Below are 20,502 nucleotides of genomic sequence, written 5' to 3' on the forward strand. Positions count from 1 at the left end.
CCGCGTGCGGCATACCGCCGACGCTCTCTCACTTTTTGCAAGGTTTTGACCGACGCTCTCTCACTTTTTGCGAGGTTTTGACCGACGCTCTCTCACCTCTTGCCGCAAACGTGCGGGCGAGGTGGGAGAGCGTCCGGGTTTGAAGCGGCAGGAAGTGAGAGAGCGTCCGGGTTTGAAGCGGCAGGAAGTGAGAGAGCGTCGCAGAGACGCGCCCAAGTCGCGACGTCTAACTTGTGACGATTGACACGTGTTAGGTCGTTGATCTACAGTTCCTAACACGTGTTAGGAAGGAAATTGACATGACCGGAGCCACAAACGGGCACCTGCGGGAATTCACCCGCCGTACCGCCCTTGGTGCCCTCGGCGCGGGAATTATCGGAGCAACCGTGGCATCGTGGCCGCGACTCTCCGGGACGGACATTCCGGGCCGCGGGGACAACAGCCTCAGCATCGCCATCATGGGCACCGCCGCGGACGCCGCCGCCCGCCAGCGCGCCATCGATGCATTCACCCGACTCCACCCTGAGATCAAGGTCAAGGTCCAGGCCATCCAGGCCGTGGACTGGAAGGACTTCTTCACCAAGATCCTTACCATGGTGGCCGCGGGCACCCCGCCGGACGTGGTCTATGTGGCCACCGAAGGCGCCCAGCTGTTCGCGGAAAAACTCGCCCACCCGCTCGACGAGTACGTGCGCCGTGACGCCGCGGACATGGCGGAGTTCTTCGACGACGTCCACCCCAGCCTGGTGGAAGCCTTCATGTACAAGGGCAGCCTGTACCAGCTCCCCATGGACTGGAACGCGGCCAACATGTACTACAACACCACCGCGTTCGCGCAGGCAGGGCTGGAGCGCCCCGCGGATGACTGGACCCACGTGGACTTCCGGAACAGCCTCGCCGCCATGCGCAAGGCCCGCACCTCGGACTTCACCCCGTACTACTGGACCAACCGCCTCTTCGGCGGTGTGGTGCCGTGGCTGTACGCGAACGACACCAGCTTCCTGAAGGAGACCAGGTCCGCCGGCGGGGAGTGGCTTTGGGACGGCTTCTACGCCAACGATCCCTCCCGCAGCCTCAGGTCGGGCGGGTACCAGTGGCTGGAGCCCAACGCCAATGACGACCGCGTGTTCGAGTCCTTCGACTACCTGCGCGGGCTGGTCAAGGACGGACTCGGGGTCCGCCCGGAGGAAGGCGGCGGCAGTTCGCTCGTCGGGCTGTTCGCATCCAACCGCATCGGGACGACGCCGGCCGGCGGCTACTGGGTGCAGGGCCTGCACGAGGCCGGGATGGGCGAAAACGATTTCGACGTCCAGTTCTTCCCGCGCTGGAAGACGCAGCGCCACCAGTTCGGCACCGCCGGCTACGCGATCATGAAGACCGCCAAGGACAAAGACGCCGCCTGGGAGTGGATCAAGTTCAGCTCCAGCCGCGAGGCGATGGAACTGATCTTCCCCAACCCGATCACGACGCCGGCGCGCCGCTCCATGGTCAACGAGCAGCTCTACGCCGGCAAGGGACCCGCCAACTGGAAGGTCTTCTACGACACCCTGGACAGGTTCCCCACCACCGGCCCCATTCCGGCCCCACCGCAGCAGGCAGCCGTCGAAACGGCCCTGATGAAGAACGTATCGCTGGCTGTCAGCGGCGACGAGCGCCAGCTCAAGCAGGCCCTCGCCTCCATGCAGCGCGACCTTGAACTGGCCCTGAGGAGGCAGTCATGAGCACCACCACCCCGCCGCGGGAGCGGCCGAGGCAGGCGGCCGGACCGGCCTCCCATGCCAAGGCACCCGCAACGAACGGCAGGCACAGCCAGCGCTGGCTGGCCTGGATCTTCCTGGCCCCCACCATCCTCGGCATGGGCCTCTTCACCCTGATCCCGATCGTGGCCTCCGTAGTCCTGGCCTTCTTCCGCTGGGACATTATTTCGGCGCCGACCTTCGTGGGCTTCGACAACTTCTCCGAAGTGGTCCAGGACCCCACCGTCCGGGTGTCCTTCCTGAACACCATCCTGTTCGTGGTGGTGGCCGTGGCCTTCCAGCTGGGGCTCGCCCTGGCACTGGCCATCATGGTGCAGGAGAAGATGCCGGCCTGGCTGCGCGTTTTCTTCCGCTCGGCCTTCTTCTTCCCGCTGATCCTGTCCGCGGCCTCGGTTTCCATCTTCATGCGGTACCTCTTCAACGAGCAGTTCGGCGTGGTCAACTGGTTCCTGTCCCTCGTGGGCATCCCCGCGGTGCCGTGGCTGACCACGCCAGGCGGGTCCGCCGCCGTCGTGATCCTTGTCTACGTGTGGCAGAACTTCGGGTTCTCCTTCCTGCTGTTCATCGGCGGCCTGGCATCCATTCCCGTGGAGACATACGAAGCGGCGTCGATCGACGGCGCCACTGGCTGGCGCAGGCACCTCTACGTGACGCTGCCCCTGCTGAGCCCCACCACCCTCGTGGCCTCGGTGATGGCGATCATCAGCGCCCTGCAGGTGTTCGACCAGCCCTACGTGCTGACCCGCGGCGGCCCCGGCGACTCCACCCGCACCGCCGTCATGGTCATCTTTGAATCGGCCTTCCAGCGCCTCGAGTTCGGTCAGGCCTCCGCCATCGGCGTGCTTCTCACCCTGATCATCATGGCCATTACGGCCGCGCAGTTCCGGCTCAGCAAACGATTCGTCTTCTACCAGTAAGGCCAGCCATGACAACCACAACAGACCACGGCCTGGCTGGGCATTCCCCCCGGCTTTCCGAAGGCCTCCCGGAAACGTCTCCCAACCGGCGCAGGTTCAGCTGGAACTTCGCCATCCGCATCCTCCTGCTCCTGGTTGCGGCAACCCTGACACTTGGTCCGGTGCTGTGGACCCTTTCCACGTCGCTGCGGTCGCCGTCGGAATCCTTCAAGCTGCCGCCGTCGTTCTTCCCGTGGAACCCCGATTTCACGTCCTACGGTGAAGTATTCCAGCAACTGAATATCTTCCTGCTCGTCCTCAACAGCGCCCTGGTGACCGGGCTGATCGCGGTGGGCCAGATGGTGACCGCGGCGATGGCAGGCTACGCCTTCGCGCACCTGAAGTTCCGCGGCCGCGGCGCACTCTTCTCGATCGTGCTGGCCACCATGATGGTGCCGGTGCAGGTCACGATCGTGCCCGTCTTCATGCTGATCCGCGGCATGGGCCTCTCGGACACACTGCTGGCACTGATCCTGCCGGCCATTCCGACGGCGTTCGGCACCTTCCTGATGCGCCAGTACTTCATGGGGCTCCCCGCCGAGCTGGCCGAGGCCGCCTCGATCGACGGCGCCTCGCCCTGGCGGACGTTCCGTTCCGTATATGCACCGCTGGCGATGCCCGGCATGGCGATCGTGGGAATCCTCGCATTCAACTTCCACTGGAACGAGTTCTTCCGCCCGCTCATCCTGACCATCTCCGAGCAGAATTTCACGCTCCCGCTGGGACTTGTCTCGCTCCAGGGCAACCTGGGAACCGGCAGCATCTCAGTGGTGCTCGCAGGCGTGGTCCTGTCCATGATCCCGGCGCTGGTGGTCTTCATGTTCGGCCAGCGCGCACTCCAGGACGGCCTCACGGCCGGCACTGGAAAATAACCTCCTCACCGAAAGGCCCCCTGTTATGCCCTCCCCGGACCTCGCCGCCGTGCGCTTCGACGACGTCGCCGCCGCCCACACTGATCCCGCCTTCCCGGGGTTCCACCCGCGTCCCGCGCAGGGCTGGATCAACGATCCCAACGGCATCAGCTACATCAACGGCCGCTACCACGTGTTCTTCCAGTACAACCCGGACTCCGCCCGGCACCACAGGATCGCCTGGGGCCACGTGAGCTCCGCCGACCTGGTGCGCTGGGAGGAACACCCGGTGGCGCTGCGTCCGCAGCAGGGCGGACCGGATGAGTACGGCTGCTGGACCGGTGTGGTGACGGACGACGGCGGTGTTCCCACCGCCGCGTACTCGGGCGTCCGCGGCGACGGGGGTCACTCCCAGGTGGTCATCGCCCGCGGCTCGGAGGATCTGGTCCACTGGGAGCAGACCGGCCACGTTGCGGCCTCGATGCCGAACGACGGGCAGGTCACCGCGGTGCGCGACCCGTTTATCTTCCGGTTCAACGGCAAGCGGTACGCCATGCAGGGCGCAGGACTCGCCAGCGGGCACGCCGCACTGCTGCTGTACACGGTGGAGGACCTGTCCGACTGGAAGTACCAGGGCATCTGGCTGACCTCGGAGAACCCGGTGGCTTCGGAGTTCACGCCCGCGGAGATCTGGGAATGCCCGCAGCTGGTGCGGGTGCCCGATTCCTCCGGGGACTCCGGGCCCTCCGGGTCCCGGTCCGCGGGGGAGTCCGCAGGCGACGCCGGCACCTGGCTGATGATGTTCTCGCTCTGGCTCTCAGGTGACGCGCACGAACACGCCAACGGCGTGGGACACCTGGTCGGCTCCCTGACCGAGGACCCGGCGACCGGACTGCCGGTCTTCACGCCCCGCGGCGGCGGGAAGTCCGACCTCGGGCGCGACTTCTACGCGCCCCAGATCGTGGCGCTGGAGGACCGGGCCCTGCTGTGGGGCTGGGCCAATGAAGGGCCGGGCCGCGACGGACGCCGCGGCCGCAGCCAGGACGAAATAGACGCCGCCGGCTGGGCCGGGGTCCTGACCTTCCCGCGTGAACTCTCCGTGGTCGACGGCGCCCTGGCCGTCAGCCCTGCCCCCGAGGTCGACGCCTACCGTGGTGCGCTGACGGCCAGCCAGGCGGCAGGATCCGTTGTACTGCCTCCGTTTGCTGAAGCCTTGGTTACTGCCGGTGTGGCTACTGGCGGCGGGGCCGGCGGCGGGAACACCGCCGTCGAACTCCTGCTCGTGGGCGACGGGGGCCGCCAGACAGTGTTCAGCGGAACCATCGAGCCGGGGGAGGAGCTGCGGGTCTTCGTGGATGCCTCAGTGGTGGAGGTCTACCGCGCCGGTTCCGTGGCCACAACGCTGCGGGCCTACCCGGTTGCGGGGGAAGAGTGGCAGCTGCACCTTCCGTCCGGCGCCACGGCTGACGTCTGGGAACTGAAGCAGCCTAAATAGCGGACGGCGGTACTTAGCGGCGGCGGCACTCAGCTGGGTGCCGCCGTCGTGCCGTTCGGCCGCGGTGCCGCCGTCGCAGGCGGCGGGAATCAGCTGCGGCCCGCCGGTGCGGGCGCCGTGGACTCCCTGATTACGAGGCGGCAGGGGACCAAGGTCTCGAGGCCGTCAACTCGCGCAGGTTCCGAACCGCCGTCGCCCTCGATCCGTTCCAACAGCTGGGTCATGGCCGCGGCTCCCATTTCTCGAAGCGGCAGGGCCATGGTGGTGAGCGCGGGGACCATGGTATCGGCGATGTGCAATTCGTCGTCGTAGCCCATGATCGAGAGGTCGCCGGGTACGTTGAGGCCCAGGCGGGCGGCGGCCAGCATGACGCCGATGGCGACGCGGTCGTTGCCGGCCATGATGGCGGTGGGCCGCTCGGCGGGCGACGCGCCGTCGAGCAGTTTCATGGCGCCGTGGAATCCGTCGTCAATGTCCCATCCGGCGAAGCTGATCCGGTCTTCCCGGACCGGAAGGTGGCGCCCGGAGTAGGCCTCGCGATAGCCGGCGACGCGAAGGGGTGCGGCCGAGGCTTTGGCGGGGCCGGCCACCATGGCGATATCGCGGTGGCCCAGCTCCAGCAGGTGGTTGGCGGCTTCCCTGCCGCCGCGCACTTCGTCCGGGATCACGTGGGATAGGGCCGGCGCCGGGGCGCTGTCGAAGCAGTTGGCCAGGACCGACGGAACCCGAAGCATCCCCGGCGGCACCTCCAAGCGCTTTAGACCCTCCGTGACGTACATGAGTCCCTCCACCTGCCGGTCCAGAAGGGTCTCCACGGCGCTCTCATCCCGGGCGGCGTCGAACTCCGTGTCCATGGCTACGGTGACAAAGCCGCGGCTGCGTGCGACGTCGTCGGCCCCGCCAATGATGTTCCCGTCAAAGGCGCTGACGACCACGTGGTCCGACACGATCCCGATCACCCGTGACTGCTGGTTGCGCAGGCTCAGGGCAATCTTGTTCGGAGAGTAGTTGAGCGCGGCGGCTGCTTCCCGGATGCGCTGCTGGCTTTCGAGGGCAACATTGCCGTCGCCCCGCCCGTTGAGCACGAGCGACACAGCGCTGCGCGAGACACCCGCCAGCTTGGCGACGTCCAGTGCGGTGGCCTTACGGTTCATGGGCTGATCCTCCGGGTGGGAAAACACTGCTTTGCTGCAGTTTACCTAACTCGTGTGAGCTGGTGCTCGCCCTGCGATCCTCTCTCACTTCCTGTCGGTTTTCCTGCGACGCTCTCTCACTTCCTGGGGGAAATTCTGCGATCCTCTCTCACTTCCCGGGGGATATTCTGCAACGCTCTCTCACTTCGCCGAAGGAAGTGAGAGAGCGTTGGGGTTTGGGGTGAAGGAAGTGAGAGAGCGTTGGGGTTTGGGGTGCAGGAAGTGAGAGAGCGTTGGGGTTGATGGGAGACTGGATTGGTGACTTCCGAGAACCCGCTGGACCCGCTCAATGCTTATGCAGCCGCCGACGACGCCCCTCTTTCCGAAGGTGACGCCACCGGCGCTCCGGCCGAAGCAGCTCCGGCCGAAGCATCACAGGACACCCACGGCGACGCGGATAGCGGCACGCGCACCGACGCGGCGCAGGGCACGCTGACCGCTATCGAGGCTTCCCGGATTGCCGTGTCCGCCCTGCTCGACGGCGGCGTCCGGTATGTAGTGGTCTCGCCGGGTTCGCGGTCAGCACCCATGGCCTATGCGCTCGCCGAAGCCGACGCCGCCGGCCGTGTGGAACTCCTGGTCCGGATCGATGAGCGCTCCGCCGGGTTCACTGCCCTGGGCCTTGCCCTGTCCACGGGAGCGCCGGCCGCTGTCCTCACCACGTCCGGGACCGCCGTCGGGAACCTCATGCCGGCCGTCATGGAGGCCAACCACGCCGCCGTGCCGCTGGTGGTGCTGTCCGCTGACCGGCCCGACGAACTGCGCGGCACCGGCGCCAACCAGACCACCGTCCAGCTGGACCTCTTCGGCGAGCACGTGCGGTTCGCCGCCGACGTCCCCGCGGGCACCGACCCGGAACGCGCCGTGGAGACCGCCCTCAGCGCCGCCACCGGCGTGTTTGAAGACGTCGCGCCCGGGCCCGTCCAGCTGAACCTGGCCTTCCGTGATCCGCTGGTCCCCGCCGCGAACGACCACCTGCCGGAAGCTACGGGCCGGAGGACGTGGAGGATCGGACGCGGCCCGGAGCCCATGACCCTGCCGCCGGCACCCGCCACGCTGGAGGAACGGCGCACCGTGGTGCTGGCCGGGCACGACGCCGGTCCGGCCGCCGAGGCCTTCGCCCGCGCCCACGGCCTGCCGCTGCTCGCCGAACCGTCCTCCAACTCACGCTTTGGCCCCAATGCCGTGGGCCCGTACCGGCTCCTGCTGGAGCACTTCGGCCCGGATTCCGCCCAGCCGATCGAGCGAGTGGTCCTGTTTGGCCGGCCGACCCTGTCCCGCCCGGTCTCCGCGCTGCTGTCACGTGCCGACGTCCCGTCCGCCCTCTACCAGCCGGTACCCGTGGCCTGGTTCGAACCGGGCCGGCGGACGGAACTCCCGCTGGACAACCTTGCGGACCTCGCCTACTTCTCCGGCCGCGGCTCCTCGGCGTGGCTGGATGCCTGGCTGCTGGCCGGTGCCGCCGCGCAGCACGCGCTGGACCAGGTGCTGTCCGGAGAAACAGCGGCGACCGGGCCGTCCGTCGGCGCGCTGGTGTGGAAGCATGCGCGCGGGCAGCTGATGCTGGGGTCCTCCAACGGCATCCGGGACGTGGACCTCGCGGGTCAGCCCCTGCCCGAACCGCAGGCCACGGTGTTCGCCAACCGCGGCCTCGCCGGGATCGACGGCACCATCTCCACCGCCACCGGCATCGCCTGGGGCGGCCGGCAGGAAACCACCCTCCTGCTAGGCGACGTTACCTTCCTGCACGACGCCGGCGGCCTCCTCCTGGGTTTCGCCGAGAACGATCCCCTTCTGCGCATCGTGGTCCTGAACGACGCCGGCGGGGCCATCTTCAACCTCCTGGAACACGGAGCCGTGCAGGAAGCCGGAACGTACGGGAACGCCGTCGAGCGCCTCTTCGGCACCCCCCACACAGTGGACATCGCGGCACTCGCCGCAGCGTACGGCGTCGGACACTGCGCGGTAAGTACGACGGCGGAACTCGCCGAGGCGCTTGCTGCACCGCCGTCGGGGCGCACCATCATTGAGGTCCGCACCGACCGGAAGGGCCTCCGGGAGCTGCACGGACGCATCAAGGCCGCAGTGGCGGAAGCAGTCCGCGGCGTACTGGCCCCGTAGGATACGCCGCCCAAATGGGCCTGCGAGGCGCAAATGTGCTGGCGCGCCCGGAATAACCCGTGCGCCGGCACATTTGCGCGTCGAAGGGCGGGAGGGGTTTTCCACATAAGGAGCATTCGTCCCTAGAGTCTGCGGCGTGCCCCTGCCAGCCTGAAGGCATGACGGACCTCCCACCCCTCCTCCTTGCCCGTGACTGCGGGCTGCATGGGCTTTCTGCCAAGGACCTCGCGAAGCAGGTTCGCTCCGGCGCCCTGATGCGGATCCGCCATGGTGTTTATACGGACGGGGCAGCCTGGCGTGAACTGAAAGAGTGGCAAAAGTACGGGCTGCGGATCCGCGCCGCTGCGGAAATGTTCGAAAAGCCCACCATTTTTGCCAGGCACTCGGCGGCAAGCGTCTGGGGCGTTCCCACCATCGGCGTAGGACACCCTGTTCAAGCGCTGGCCCTGACCAACGACGGCGGGAGGTCGCGGGCGGGTGTAAGGCGCCACTTCGCTGCCCCTTCCGGCCTGGAAGTGGTCCGGCGGGACGGGTTGCTGGTCACATCCCGTGTCCGCACCGTCCTGGATCTGGCGGCGTTCACCCCGTTCGCTGAGGCTGTCGTCCCGCTGGACCATGTGCTTAGACCCCACGCTGCCGCAAAGTTGTCCGCCCTGAGCAAGGACGATCTCCGGGCGGCAGCCGGATCAATCTATAGCGCGGCCAGACAGCGCAGGATCCACGCGGCCCTGGACTTCGCTGATGCCCGGTCCGGTTCGGCGGGCGAGTCGTATAGCCGTTCACTCCTTCATCTTGCGGGGTTTGAAGCGCCGGTCCTCCAGCAGGAATTTAGGGATGAACAGGGTTTGGTTGGCTACTCCGACTTCTATTGGAAGCGGGCAAGGGTGGTTGGTGAGTTTGACGGCGAGGAGAAGTACCTCAAGCCGGAGTATCTCAGGGGCCGCACGCCGTCCCAGGTTGTGGTCGAAGAAAAGTACCGCGAGGACCGGATCCGCGCTCTCGGGTTCACGGTGGTTCGGTGGGTGTGGGCCGATCTGATGCTGCCGGGCCGGCTGGAACGCAAGGTGGCAGCGGCCGGCGTGCCCCGCCGTCGGACGCGTTCTGCAGTTCTCGACGCGCAAAAGGTCCCGTGACGCCCAAATGCCTTGGCGCACCCGGAATTCCGGGTGCGCCAAGGCATTTGCGTGTCGAAAGTGCGTGCGCGTCCGGAGGCCGGAAGCGGGCAAAACCTACTTGGAGATGTCGATGTGCGTCGGGTCCAGGACGCGCTTCAGGAATTCCTTGGTGCGGGACTGCTTGGGGGCGCTGATGACCTGCTCGGCCACGCCTTCCTCCACCACAACGCCGCCGTCCATGAAGACCACGCGGTCGGCCACTTCGCGGGCGAAGCCCATCTCGTGGGTCACCACCAGCATGGTCATGCCTTCCTTGGCCAGGTTTCGCATGACGGACAGCACGTCGCCCACGGTTTCCGGGTCGAGGGCGGAGGTGGGCTCATCGAACAGCATGAGCTCAGGGTCCATGCTGAGGGCACGGGCAATGGCCACGCGCTGCTGCTGGCCGCCGGAAAGCTGGTCCGGGAAACGGTCTGCCAGGTGGCCCAGGCCCACGCGTTCCAGGTTGGCGCGCGCCACCTTGTCCGCCTCGGCCTGCGGGCGCTTGAGCACCTTGGTCTGGGCGATGGTGCAGTTCTGCTGGGCGTTCAGGTGCGGGAACAGGTTGAACTGCTGGAACACCATGCCCACCTTGCGGCGCATCTTGTCGATGTCCACATCGGGGTTAGTGGCCTCGAAACCGCCCACGTGGATGGTTCCCTCGTTGGGCTGCTCGAGCAGGTTCACGCAGCGCAGCAGGGTGGACTTGCCGGAACCGGACGGGCCGATCAGGCAGACAACCTCGCCGGGGGAGACCTCCAGGCTGATGCCCTTGAGGACTTCGTTGGAGCCGTAGGACTTGCGGAGGTCCTTGAGGGAAACCCCGGCGGCATGCACGGCAGTATTGCGGGCGTTGTTTTCGACGTCGTTCATGACTGTCCTGCCTATCGCTTCGTCCGCGCGGAGCGGCTTTCGAACTTCCGGGCCAAAAGGCTCAGCGGGATGGTGATCACCAGGTAGAAGGCGCCCGCCACGAGGAGCGGGGTGAGCCCTGCGCCCAGGCTGGAGATGCCGTCGCGGCCGAACTTGGTGAGCTCGTACTGCGAGGCGGTCAGGCCCAGCACGTAGATCAGCGAGGAGTCCTTGGTCAGGAGGATGACCTCGTTGGTCAGCGGCGGCAGCACGATCCGGAAAGCCTGCGGGATCACGATGGACACCATGGCCCGCCACTGGGGCATGCCCAGCGACCGGGCAGCTTCCAGCTGCCCCTTGGGCACGGCCTGCAGGCCGGCGCGGAGCGTTTCCGCGATGTAGGCCGCAGCCACCATGCCCAGCGAGATCATCACCACAATGGTCACGTTCCACTGCACGCCGAACGCGAGCGGAACACCATAGCCGAAGGCGATGAACACGAGCAGCGCGGGGATGCCGCGGAAGAACTCGATGTAGCCGGTGGCGATCCAGCGGTAGAGGGGGAAGCTGGAGAGCTTCATGAGGGCCAGCAGCAGACCGCCGGACAGGCCCACGATAAAGCCCAGGGCTGTGTAGATCAGGGTGTTCTTGAGGCCGATCAGGAAAATGTCCGGGAACATCGGGCCGATTTTGGCGAAGTTGAAGACGCTGTTGCCGATGGTCTTCCAGTCTGTGGCCAGAATCAGCGCGGCCACAGCCACAACGAAGATTCCGGCCTGGACGTACAGGCTGACTTTGGCTCGTTGACGTGCGGTCATTGCCATGGGGTTCTCACATTCGTTTGCGCAGTTGAGGCCCCGTACGGGCTGTTTGTACAGCGGACTGTCATACAGCGGTACAGGGCCCCAACTTGGTAGGTCACAGGGCTGCCCGGGTTTCTCTGGCTAGAGTGCCCGGGCCGGAGTGTGTGCTACTTGGCGGCTTCGCCGAACCAGGTGGTCTCGTACTTCTTCAAGGAGCCGTCGTCGGTCAGGCGCTTGAGGGTGGAGTTGACCTGGTCGGCCATGGCGGTGTTGCCCTTTTTGACGGAGATGCCCAGCTTCTCGCCCGTGGCGTAGTTTTCCACGCGCTTGTACTTGGCGTCGTCCTTGATGGCGTAGCCGAGGACCGACTGGTTGCCCAGGGCGGCGTCAATGGTGCCGGCCTTGAGGGCCTGGACCAGGAGTCCCGTGTCCTCGAACTGCTGGGCGTCGAGGCCCTTGTCCTTGGCGTACTGGGCGCCGGTGGTGGCCTGCTGCACACCCACCTTCTTGCCCTTGGCGCCGTCGATGTTCGTGATGCCTGAAGCCTCAGTGGCCACCAGGGTCAGGTCGTCGTTCAGGTACGGCTCGGAGAAGTCCATGACGGCCTTGCGGGTGTCCGTGATGGAGATGGAGGAGATGGAGACGTCGCAGCCGGTGAGCGCCGTGCCGGTCTCGATGGCCTCGAAGGAGCTGTCCACAACGCTGAGTTCGGCCTTCAGGTCCTTGGCAACCTCGGCGGCGATGTCCATGTCGAAGCCGACGATCTTGCCGTCCTTCTGGAATTCGAACGGCTCGTAGGGGACGTCGGAGCAAACGGTCAGCTTGCCGGAGTTGATGAGCTGGACGCCGCCCGCGGACGACGCTGCAGGGGTGGAGCTACCGCCGCAGGCCGTGAGGGAAAGGGCGCCGACGGCGAGGATTGCGGCTGCCTTGGCGGCCAGCTTTGCCGTGGCGGAGGACATGGGCTGCATAGTTTCTTACCTTTTGTTGCAGGGGTATGCGTGACTAAAACGGCTTATAGTGTACAGCCGAATAAGAGATGTGCATCACAGAAAACTTAGTTTCACTATTGGATAACCAAACTACCCTGATTTCAAGCTTAGGCGAGGCACTGGTGTCTGCGTCTCCGGACACTCCGCCCAACTGGCTCGCAGTTAACGCTCTGAAAACGCGGTTTCGCGACGTTAACTGCCAGTCAGTTGGGTAGTCCCGGCGACTCTAGCTATTGATGCCCAGCGACTCGAGCATCGGCCGGAACTTGGCCCAGGTCTCCGCGAGCTCCGCCTCGGGGTGGGAGCCCTCCACGATGCCGCAGCCTGCATAGAGCCGCACCGAGTCCGGCGCCTCGACGACGGCGCCGCGCAGCGCGATGCCCCATTCGCCGTTCCCGGCCGCGTCCAGCCAGCCCACCGGACCTGCGTACGGCCCGCGGTCCATGTGCTCCAGCTTGCGGATCAGTGCCCCGGCCACGGTGGTGGGAGTTCCGCAGACCGCGGCCGTGGGATGCAGCGCGTTGATCAGCGCCAGGCACGTGGGCACATGGCCCTCCACCTCGGTCAGTTCAGCCTTCACGTCCGACGCCAGGTGCCACACGTTGGGCAGCTCCAGGATGAACGGTTCACTGTGCGCGTTCATGGCCTCGGAAAACGGCGCCAGCTGAGTAGTGAGCGACTGGATGGCAATCTCGTGCTCGTGCCGCTGCTTCTCGGACCCGGCCAGCACACGCTCGGCGAATTCCAGCGGCGGGCCGTCCATCCCCTCGGCGTCGCGGCGGTCGAGGGTGCCGGCAAGGACCCGCGCCTGGGCCGTGCGGCCCTCCACCTGGATCAGCATTTCCGGGGTCGACCCCACCAGCCCGTCCACGCCGTAGGTCCAGCATTCGCGGTACCGGACGGCCAGCTGGCGGAGGATTTCCGCGGCATTCACGCCTTCCGGAATCGTGGCCACGATGTCCCGGGCCAGCACCAGCTTTTCGAGCTTGCCGGTCCGGATTTCGGCGACGCCGGCGGCCACTGCCGCCATCCAGTCATGCTCGCTGAGGGAGCCGGTTTCGAGTTTAGGCACGACGTCGGCAGCCGGTTCCGCGGCAACGCCGCCGCCGGGACGGTCGCCAGGGGGACGGCCGACGTCGGCAGTTGAGGCCTCGGATCCGTCGCCCCAAGCATCCAGCGGATCAGCGTCCAGCCAGCGCTGCAGGGCGGCGAGGGCGCCCGCTTCGGTGAGTTCGCCGTCGTCGAACGTTAACTGGGTGAGCCAGGCGCGGCCGTCCCTGACCCCCACAACGATCTCGGGAACAATCAGCCGGGAGCGGTGCGTGGACACCTTGGAGAAGGCGAAGGAGCCGAAGGCCACCGGGCCGGTGCCGGGGCACTCCACGGAGTCGGTGATGTCCGCTTCGAGGACCAGGTGCCGCCACCAGATGTCGGCCTCGAGGAAACGCTCGGGACCGGTGGCGGTGAAGCGGGCGATCTCGCCGAAGCCCACCAGTCCGGCTTCGCGGCGGGTCCAGCAGAGGACATCGTCCCGGACCAGAAATGACGGCAGCCCCCCGGAGAATGATCTTCCATCCAGGGGGACTGTCAAGGTGCGGAACGTACTCGTCATGATGAGATAACAGTACTCCCGAGTGCCGCTGGCGCCTGATTGGGGCCCGCCGCCGCGCTGCACCGGGCCGTGGTTCGTGGGTCCGCCCAACATTTGAGACAATGTCATGGTGAACCGAGCATCCTTGGATAAGCGTCCGGACGAAGTAGCCACGATGTTTGACGACGTCGCCCCCAAATACGACGTCGTGAATGACGTCCTGTCCATGGGACAGACGCGCCGCTGGCGCCGGGTCGTCGTTGAAGCCATGGATATGAAGGCGGGCCAGCGTGTGCTGGACCTCGCCGCCGGAACAGGCACATCCAGCGAGCCCTACGCGGATGCCGGGATCAACGTCATCGCCTGCGACTTCTCGCTCGGAATGCTCAAGGTGGGCAAACGCCGCCGCCCGGACATCGACTTCATCGCCGGCGACGCCACCCGACTGCCGTTCGCGGACAACACCTTTGATGCGACCACCATTTCGTTCGGCCTGCGGAACGTCAACGAGCCCAAGAAGGCGCTGGCCGAAATGCTCCGCGTCACCAAGCCCGGCGGCAAGCTGGTCATCGCCGAGTTCTCCCAGCCCGTGGTCCCGCTGTGGCGCACCATGTACACCGAATACCTCATGCGCGCGCTGCCGGCCATCGCCGTGAAGGTCTCGTCCAACCCGGATGCCTACGTTTACCTCGCCGAGTCCATCCGCGCCTGGCCGGACCAGGACCACCTGGCCGGCTGGCTGCAGGAATCCGGCTGGGAGAAGGTCACGTACCGCAACCTCAGCGGCGGCATCGTCGCCGTCCACCGCGCGCACAAGCCGCTGTCCGGCAGCGCCGCCGCCATCGCCCACCACACCGGCCCCGTGGCGAAGCTCCGCCGCAACATCACCCGGCCGGCGAGCTAGCCGAACCTGCCGTGAACGTACTGATCGTCGGCGCAGGGCCCGCAGGGTCCACTGCCGCCTACTACCTCGCCAAGGCCGGCATCCGCGTCACGGTGCTGGAAAAAACCAGGTTCCCGCGTGAAAAGGTCTGCGGCGACGGGCTCACTCCGCGCGCCGTCCGCGAGATCCAGAAGCTCGGCCTGCCCCACCCCGAGGAAGGCGGCTGGCGCCGCAACAAGGGCCTCCGCCTGATCGCCGGCGGCCGCACCATCGAACTGCCCTGGCCGGAAGTTTCCGATTTCCCCACGTACGGCCTGATCCGCACCCGGCTGGGTTTCGACGAAGACCTGGCCCGGCACGCCGAATCCGCCGGCGCCCGCGTCCTGGAAGGGCACAGCGTCACCGAAGCCCTGCGATCACCCGATGGTCGCGTCATCGGCGTCCGCGCCGCGCTGCTTGACGAGTCCGGACGCAAGACGGGGGAGACGCGCGACTTCCTTGCCGACGTCGTCCTCGCAGCGGACGGCAACTCGTCCCGAACCGCCGTGTCCCTCGGCATCCAGAAGCGCGATGACCGCCCGCTCGGCGTGGCCGTGCGCACCTACTTCACGAGCCCCCGGCACGACGACGACTGGATGGAAGGCTGGCTGGAGCTCCCCGGCCGCGACGGCCAGCTGCTCCCCGGCTACGGCTGGGTGTTCGGCGTGGGCGACGGCACCTCCAACGTGGGCCTGGGCATCCTGAACTCCTCCAAGGAATTCGGCCGGCTGGACTACAAGCAGGTCCTGCGCGAGTGGACCGCCGGCATGCCCGCCGAATGGGGCTTCACGCCCGAAAACCAGGTGGGCGAGATCCGCGGCGCCGCCCTGCCCATGGGCTTCAACCGCACGCCGCACTACTACCCGGGCCTGCTGCTCCTGGGCGACGCCGGCGGGATGGTGTCCCCGTTCAACGGCGAGGGCATCTCCTACGCCATGGAGTCCGCCCGCTTTGCGGCCGAATACGTCATCGACGCCAACACCTGGCAGAGCCGCTACGCCAAATGGACGCACGACGACGCCGACCTCCACTTCAAGGGGTACGCGGACTATGTGCGCGGCCAGTGGGGGAGCCACTTCACCCTGGGCCGTGCCTTCGCCTCGGTGATCGGCAAGCCGTCCGTGATGAAGCTCGCGCTCCGGACCGGCATGCCGCTGCCGGCACTTATGAAGTTCGTAGTCCGGCTGATGGCCAACGTCACGGATGAATCAGCCAAGGGATTCGAGGACAGGGTGATCAGACTCCTGGAGGCGCTGGTGCCTGCCACGTCCAACACCTCCCTCTCCCCGTCCAGCTACACATCCGCGGTTTCCGCAACAAAAAGTTAGGGTTAACCCGTGACGAACTCTGCCAAGCACAGCTGGACCCATGCCGGACACGGCCTGCCGGACGCCAGGGAGCCCGAGCCCAACACCACCGCGATCGCCACAGGACTCCAGCTGCCGGCCGGTTTCGCCGCCATCGCGGAGGACCCGGAGCTGGGCCCCGCCATCACCACCAACCTGGCCCGCGTGGAAAAGAAGCTCCGCGAGGCCATTGCCAACTCCGATCCGCTGGCCGATGCGACGTCGCGTCACCTGGTGGAAGCCGGTGGCAAGCGCATCCGCCCGCTGCTTGCCCTGCTCTGCGCCCACCTCGGTGACGCCTCGCGGCCGGCGGTGGTGCAGGCCGCCGTGGTGGTTGAGCTCACCCACCTGGCCACGCTGTACCACGACGACGTGATGGACTCGGCCCCGTTCCGCCGCGGCGCCCCCACGGCCCACGAGGTCTGGGGCAACTCCGTGGCGGTCCTCACCGGCGATCTGATTTTCGCCCGGGCATCCATCCTTGTGTCCGAACTCGGCTCGCGCGCGCTGGGAATCCAGGCCCGCACCTTCGAACGGCTGTGCCTTGGCCAGCTGCACGAGACCGTGGGACCCCGTCCCGACGAGGACCCGGTGGAGCACTACCTTTCCGTCATCGCGGACAAGACCGGATCCCTGGTGGCTGCCTCCGGCCAGCTCGGTGCCATCTTTGCCGGTGCCGACGAAGCCTACGAGCCGCTGCTGGTGGAGTACGGCGAGAAGATCGGTGTGGCCTTCCAGCTGGCCGACGACGTCATCGATGTCACCGGCATCAAGGTCAAGTCCGGCAAATCCCCCGGCACGGACCTGCGCGAAGGCGTCCCCACCCTGCCCGTGCTGCTGCTCCGCAACGCCGCCGCCGAAGGTGACGCGTCCGCCGTCGAACTCCTGAAACTGATCGACGGCGACCTCACCTCGGACGAGGCACTCGCCGCCGCCGTGGCCGGCCTGCGCGACCACCGGGTCACCGCGGAGTCGTGGGTGGTGGCCCGTGCTTGGGCCGATGAGGCCATCGCCGCGCTGGAGCCGCTGCCAGAAGGCGTGGTCAAGTCCTCACTCATCAGCTTCGCGCTGGCAGTGGTGGACCGCGCCAGCTAGTTCGCTGACTGCAGGCGCGTTCTTAAACACGGAATGGCCCCGGTCCTTTGCAGCAATACGAGTCACTCGCTGCATCGAACCGGGGCCATTTCTCCGTTCGCATCAGATCCACCGGAGGCATTTAGTGGATCCGTGAATGAGTCTATGACAGCTTTGTCACGAACGCGAATCGGATGTTAAACGGCGTGTCACACTTCCTGGGCCGGCCTTTGTTTTCGGGGCGCGTCCGTCGTGGGGCACATTGAGCACGGGGATGGGCATTCCAGGCTCAGGAGACGGCGTGTCCGTGTCGAAGTGCCCCAGGACGGACGGGTTGTCCACATGACGCAGCCCGGATCTGCCCATCCCGCCGGCCAAGGGGCAGCTTGGGAGCATGGACATCGAGACCTTCCTTCGCACTCGGTCCGGCGTAACAAAGGCGTCGGCACTCCGCGCCGCGGGATTTACGCACACTGCCCGCGACAAAGCACTGGCAGCGGGGCGCATTGTGCGAATCCGGCGAGGCATCTACAGCCTGCCCGCGGAGGCAGGAGCACTTGGGATGGCGCTAAGGCACAATGCCCTGCTGACGTGTCTGTCGGCCGCGCCCACTTACGGGCTGTGGACCGTGCTTGATGCGGGGACCGTGCACCTGAGCCCGGGGCACAAACCAACGCCGCCAGGAACGCTGGCACACGGTCGATGCCTCCATCCGCCTCATCCGTGGCTGCCCGTCGCAGGCCTGGCCGACGTGCTCATTCACGCCCTGCGCTGCCTGCCGGAGGTGGAATCGCTGGTCATGGTCCAGTGCGCAGCCCAGCGCGGAGACATCACTGTGGAGTTCCTGCGCCGCAAGCTGCCCGGTAACCGCAATGCCCGGGCCCGGGCCATTCTTGACAACGTGATCCCTCGGGCGGATTCGATCCTCGAGGTGCTGGCCAACTACCACTTCCGGAGGGCTGGCCTGCATGTCCGGCGGCATGTGGAGCTGCCGGGCGTGGGCGAGGTGGACTTCCTCATTGAGGAATGCCTGGTGGTGGAAACCGATGGCGGCTCGCATCTGGAGCCCCGCCAGGTGAAAAAGGACCGGAAGCGCAACAATGCCACCGTCATCGGCGGACGCCTGGGGCTCCGGTTCGGCTATGACGACGTCGTCAATTACCCCCAGCGGATGGTGGCCGAGGTGATGGCGGTACTGGAGCTCTGCCGGCGGGGAGGGTTCAGCGCGAGGTGACTGCCGCCGTCGTCGGGCACTTTGCGCGACGAAACCGCGGAACCGGGCTTACCCGACGGCGTGTCCGTGTCGAAGTGCCCCGTTTAGGCCGGGGATCCGAAAAAACTAGTCCTCTTCGTCGTTGAAGGCCCACTCGAACATGTCGAACACGAACTCCGAGAACGTGCCCTCTTCGCTCTTCCACTGGCCGCGGGCGTTGTTGCGGCGGTACACAATGGGGTCCGGGACGCCGAGGTCGCCCACGCGGAAACCCCAGGTGAACTGTTCTTCCTCGTCCTCGAGGAACATGAGGAAGCCCTCGTCATCAACTTCGAGTTCCTCGGGGTCCCAGAAGTAGTGGTAGGCCTCCATGAGGTCCTCGCAGCCGCCCAGTGCCTGGTAGAACTCCTTCAGGACCAGCGGGACCTGAAACTGGTGCTCGGCGAGGGCCGCTTTGAGTTCGTCTTCGGCCAGGCCGTCCTCTTCCTGCCATTCGTCTTCGAGATACTTCGGAACAAGCGCGCGGAACTTCTCGAGGAACATGTCAGTCATGGTTCATATCCTAGCTAATCCCGGCCACCGTTTTCCGCCGTGCCCAGGCCGAGCCGGTGCCACCCCCGGACAGCCAGCGGAACGTACCAGGAACGGCGCCAGGCCGTGACCCGGAAGGCGAACACGACGGCGGCCACGGCCCCCGCAGTGAACGCGTTGAATGCACCCGACACCCACAGGACCGTGGTCAGGGCCGCCCCCGTGAACGCAGGCAGCGCGTAGAGGTCCTTCGGGTCAAAAAGCTGCGGCACCTCGTTGGCCGTGATGTCGCGCAGCAGGCCGCCGCCCACCGCCGTCGTGACCCCCAGCAGCACGGCCGAAACGGGGTTCATTCCGAAACTCAGTGCCTTCAGCGTTCCGGTGATGCAGAACAGGGCCAGGCCGCCGGCGTCGAACAGGATGAGCAGCGACGTGAAGCGCTGGAAACTGGAAAACAGGAAGTACACCAGCACGGTGGCGAGGAGCGGGGGAGCCAGGTAGGCCGGGTTGGTGAACGCCGCGGGCGGGCCGCTGTTGAGGATGATGTCGCGGATCACGCCGCCGCCCAGCGAAACGAGGGAGGCGAGAAGCAGGGATCCGATGAGGTCGAATTGTTTCCGCGCGGCCAGGAGGGACCCGGACACCGCGAAAAAGAAGACACCGGCCAGATCCAGCCATACCAGAACGGCGTTGAATGAGAAGGTCATGGGGCGTCCCGGTGAATTTCAAGGGGCGGATAGGGCGGCTCCAACGTTACGCTAGCCCCTATGAATAGCCCCATCATGATCGCCTGTGCCCACGGAACGTCCAGCCCGCTGGGTGCTACCGAGGTCAACGGACTCCGTGCCGGGATCAGCGAACTGCGCCCCGGCCTGGACGTCCGCGAGGCTTATGTTGATGTCCAGAACCCGGATCTGGTGGATGTCATGGCCGGGCTGCCGGAAGGCGCGCCGGCCGTCATCGTGCCGCTGCTGCTCAGCGTTGGCTTCCACACCAAGGTGGACATCGCCAAGGCGGCGCGGGGCCGGGAAGGCAGCACCGCTTCCAATCCCCTCGGGCCGGACCCCAGGCTGGCAGAGATCCTCGACCAGCGGCTGCGCGAGGCCGGGGCCACCGAGCGCGACGCCGTGGTCCTCGCGGCTGCAGGCTCCACCAACCCCAAAGCCTCTGTGAGCGTCGAAGAGCTCGCCGAACACCTGAGGGCGCTGCGGGGCAACAGGATCGTCCCCGCCTACGGTGCGGCCGCCAAGCCCTCCGTGCCCGACGCCGTCGCCTCGCTGCGTGCCGAATACCCCGGAGGGGAGGGGCAGGGGCGGGTGATCATTGCGTCGTACCTGCTGGCGCACGGCTTCTTCCACGACCAGCTGGCCAAGGCCGAAGCGGACGTGGTGACGGAGCCGCTGCTGCCCTCCCGGCTGATGGCCGAGATTGCGCTGGACCGCTATGACGCCGCCGTGGCCGCTGCGGCAGACGCCGCGGCAGCGACCCCCTGATGCCGCCCCTGGCGGCACCCCTGACGAGCCCCCTGCGGAGGCCCTGCTGAGGACCTGGCTGACGGCCCCGGACCATGCACAGCCCCAGTCCTTCTTCAAGGCTCCCCGGCGATTCATGACGAAATGTTTCCCTAGGTGACCTCGCGTTTCTGACCCTT

The 20,502-nt window shown here is 66.7% G+C and carries 18 protein-coding genes; 11 read left to right on the forward strand and 7 right to left on the reverse strand.

Annotated elements, in window-relative coordinates:
* The first annotated feature begins 299 nt into the window (after positions 1–299).
* Genes CXQ91_RS20965 through CXQ91_RS20980 form a run of 4 tightly spaced genes read left to right on the forward strand, consistent with a single transcriptional unit; the run spans position 300 to position 5,059 of the window.
* Entirely contained in the window at positions 300–1,721 is a 1,422-nt protein-coding gene (locus CXQ91_RS20965; protein ID WP_104175814.1) for an extracellular solute-binding protein, read from the forward strand.
* Positions 1,718–2,674, forward strand: coding sequence for a carbohydrate ABC transporter permease (locus CXQ91_RS20970; protein ID WP_104175815.1), 957 nt, complete (start codon positions 1,718–1,720; stop codon positions 2,672–2,674). The genes CXQ91_RS20965 and CXQ91_RS20970 overlap by 4 nt, the downstream gene beginning before the upstream one ends.
* 8 nt (positions 2,675–2,682) lie before the next feature.
* Positions 2,683–3,585: a carbohydrate ABC transporter permease gene (locus tag CXQ91_RS20975; protein ID WP_258074193.1), complete on the forward strand. Its 903-nt coding sequence runs from the start codon at positions 2,683–2,685 to the stop codon at positions 3,583–3,585.
* A 25-nt stretch (positions 3,586–3,610) separates the two neighbouring features.
* Positions 3,611–5,059: a glycoside hydrolase family 32 protein gene (locus tag CXQ91_RS20980; RefSeq protein ID WP_104175816.1), complete on the forward strand. Its 1,449-nt coding sequence runs from the start codon at positions 3,611–3,613 to the stop codon at positions 5,057–5,059.
* 89 nt (positions 5,060–5,148) lie between these two features.
* On the opposite strand, the gene CXQ91_RS20985 is transcribed toward CXQ91_RS20980, so the two are convergent.
* Positions 5,149–6,213: a LacI family DNA-binding transcriptional regulator gene (locus tag CXQ91_RS20985; RefSeq protein ID WP_104175817.1), complete on the reverse strand. Its 1,065-nt coding sequence runs from the start codon at positions 6,211–6,213 to the stop codon at positions 5,149–5,151.
* A gap of 297 nt (positions 6,214–6,510) precedes the next feature.
* On the opposite strand from CXQ91_RS20985, the gene menD reads away from it, so the two are divergent.
* Both menD and CXQ91_RS20995 read left to right on the forward strand, forming a co-directional pair.
* Positions 6,511–8,373 carry a 2-succinyl-5-enolpyruvyl-6-hydroxy-3-cyclohexene-1-carboxylic-acid synthase gene (gene menD / locus CXQ91_RS20990; RefSeq protein ID WP_181038988.1) on the forward strand — a complete coding sequence of 621 codons (1,863 nt, stop codon included), beginning with the start codon at positions 6,511–6,513 and terminating at the stop codon, positions 8,371–8,373.
* Between the two features lie 158 nt (positions 8,374–8,531).
* Positions 8,532–9,506 carry a type IV toxin-antitoxin system AbiEi family antitoxin domain-containing protein gene (locus tag CXQ91_RS20995; RefSeq protein WP_104175818.1) on the forward strand — a complete coding sequence of 325 codons (975 nt, stop codon included), beginning with the start codon at positions 8,532–8,534 and terminating at the stop codon, positions 9,504–9,506.
* Between the two features lie 96 nt (positions 9,507–9,602).
* On the opposite strand, the gene CXQ91_RS21000 is transcribed toward CXQ91_RS20995, so the two are convergent.
* The 4 genes from CXQ91_RS21000 to CXQ91_RS21015 all read right to left on the reverse strand — a co-directional run bounded on the left by CXQ91_RS21000 (position 9,603) and on the right by CXQ91_RS21015 (position 13,786).
* The gene (locus CXQ91_RS21000) at positions 9,603–10,400 is read right to left on the reverse strand and encodes an amino acid ABC transporter ATP-binding protein (protein WP_104175819.1); all 798 of its coding nucleotides are present in this window, start codon (positions 10,398–10,400) and stop codon (positions 9,603–9,605) included.
* A gap of 11 nt (positions 10,401–10,411) precedes the next feature.
* Entirely contained in the window at positions 10,412–11,203 is a 792-nt protein-coding gene (locus CXQ91_RS21005) for an amino acid ABC transporter permease (RefSeq protein WP_104175820.1), read from the reverse strand.
* 146 nt (positions 11,204–11,349) lie between these two features.
* Positions 11,350–12,153, reverse strand: coding sequence for an ABC transporter substrate-binding protein (locus CXQ91_RS21010; RefSeq protein WP_181038989.1), 804 nt, complete (start codon positions 12,151–12,153; stop codon positions 11,350–11,352).
* Positions 12,154–12,400: 247 nt separating this feature from the next.
* Positions 12,401–13,786, reverse strand: coding sequence for an isochorismate synthase MenF (locus CXQ91_RS21015; RefSeq protein ID WP_104175838.1), 1,386 nt, complete (start codon positions 13,784–13,786; stop codon positions 12,401–12,403).
* Between the two features lie 109 nt (positions 13,787–13,895).
* On the opposite strand from CXQ91_RS21015, the gene CXQ91_RS21020 reads away from it, so the two are divergent.
* The 4 genes from CXQ91_RS21020 to CXQ91_RS21035 all read left to right on the forward strand — a co-directional run bounded on the left by CXQ91_RS21020 (position 13,896) and on the right by CXQ91_RS21035 (position 18,341).
* Positions 13,896–14,669, forward strand: coding sequence for a demethylmenaquinone methyltransferase (locus tag CXQ91_RS21020; RefSeq protein ID WP_181038990.1), 774 nt, complete (start codon positions 13,896–13,898; stop codon positions 14,667–14,669).
* An 11-nt stretch (positions 14,670–14,680) separates the two neighbouring features.
* Positions 14,681–16,015 carry a geranylgeranyl reductase family protein gene (locus tag CXQ91_RS21025; RefSeq protein ID WP_104175822.1) on the forward strand — a complete coding sequence of 445 codons (1,335 nt, stop codon included), beginning with the start codon at positions 14,681–14,683 and terminating at the stop codon, positions 16,013–16,015.
* A 9-nt stretch (positions 16,016–16,024) separates the two neighbouring features.
* Positions 16,025–17,128: a polyprenyl synthetase family protein gene (locus CXQ91_RS21030; protein WP_104175823.1), complete on the forward strand. Its 1,104-nt coding sequence runs from the start codon at positions 16,025–16,027 to the stop codon at positions 17,126–17,128.
* Positions 17,129–17,501: 373 nt separating this feature from the next.
* Positions 17,502–18,341, forward strand: a complete 840-nt coding sequence (locus tag CXQ91_RS21035; protein WP_104175824.1) for a DUF559 domain-containing protein — start codon at positions 17,502–17,504, stop codon at positions 18,339–18,341.
* Positions 18,342–18,446: 105 nt separating this feature from the next.
* Here CXQ91_RS21035 and CXQ91_RS21040 read toward each other — a convergent pair whose 3' ends face one another.
* Positions 18,447–18,872, reverse strand: coding sequence for a hypothetical protein (locus CXQ91_RS21040; protein ID WP_104175825.1), 426 nt, complete (start codon positions 18,870–18,872; stop codon positions 18,447–18,449).
* Between the two features lie 14 nt (positions 18,873–18,886).
* On the reverse strand, positions 18,887–19,558 hold the full coding sequence (locus tag CXQ91_RS21045) for a trimeric intracellular cation channel family protein (RefSeq protein WP_104175826.1): 672 nt from the start codon (positions 19,556–19,558) through the stop codon (positions 18,887–18,889).
* A 60-nt stretch (positions 19,559–19,618) separates the two neighbouring features.
* On the opposite strand from CXQ91_RS21045, the gene CXQ91_RS21050 reads away from it, so the two are divergent.
* Positions 19,619–20,344: a sirohydrochlorin chelatase gene (locus CXQ91_RS21050; RefSeq protein WP_104175827.1), complete on the forward strand. Its 726-nt coding sequence runs from the start codon at positions 19,619–19,621 to the stop codon at positions 20,342–20,344.
* The last annotated feature ends 158 nt before the right edge of the window (positions 20,345–20,502 follow it).

This window comes from Arthrobacter sp. Y81 (assembly GCF_002929335.1).
GTDB lineage: Bacteria > Actinomycetota > Actinomycetes > Actinomycetales > Micrococcaceae > Arthrobacter.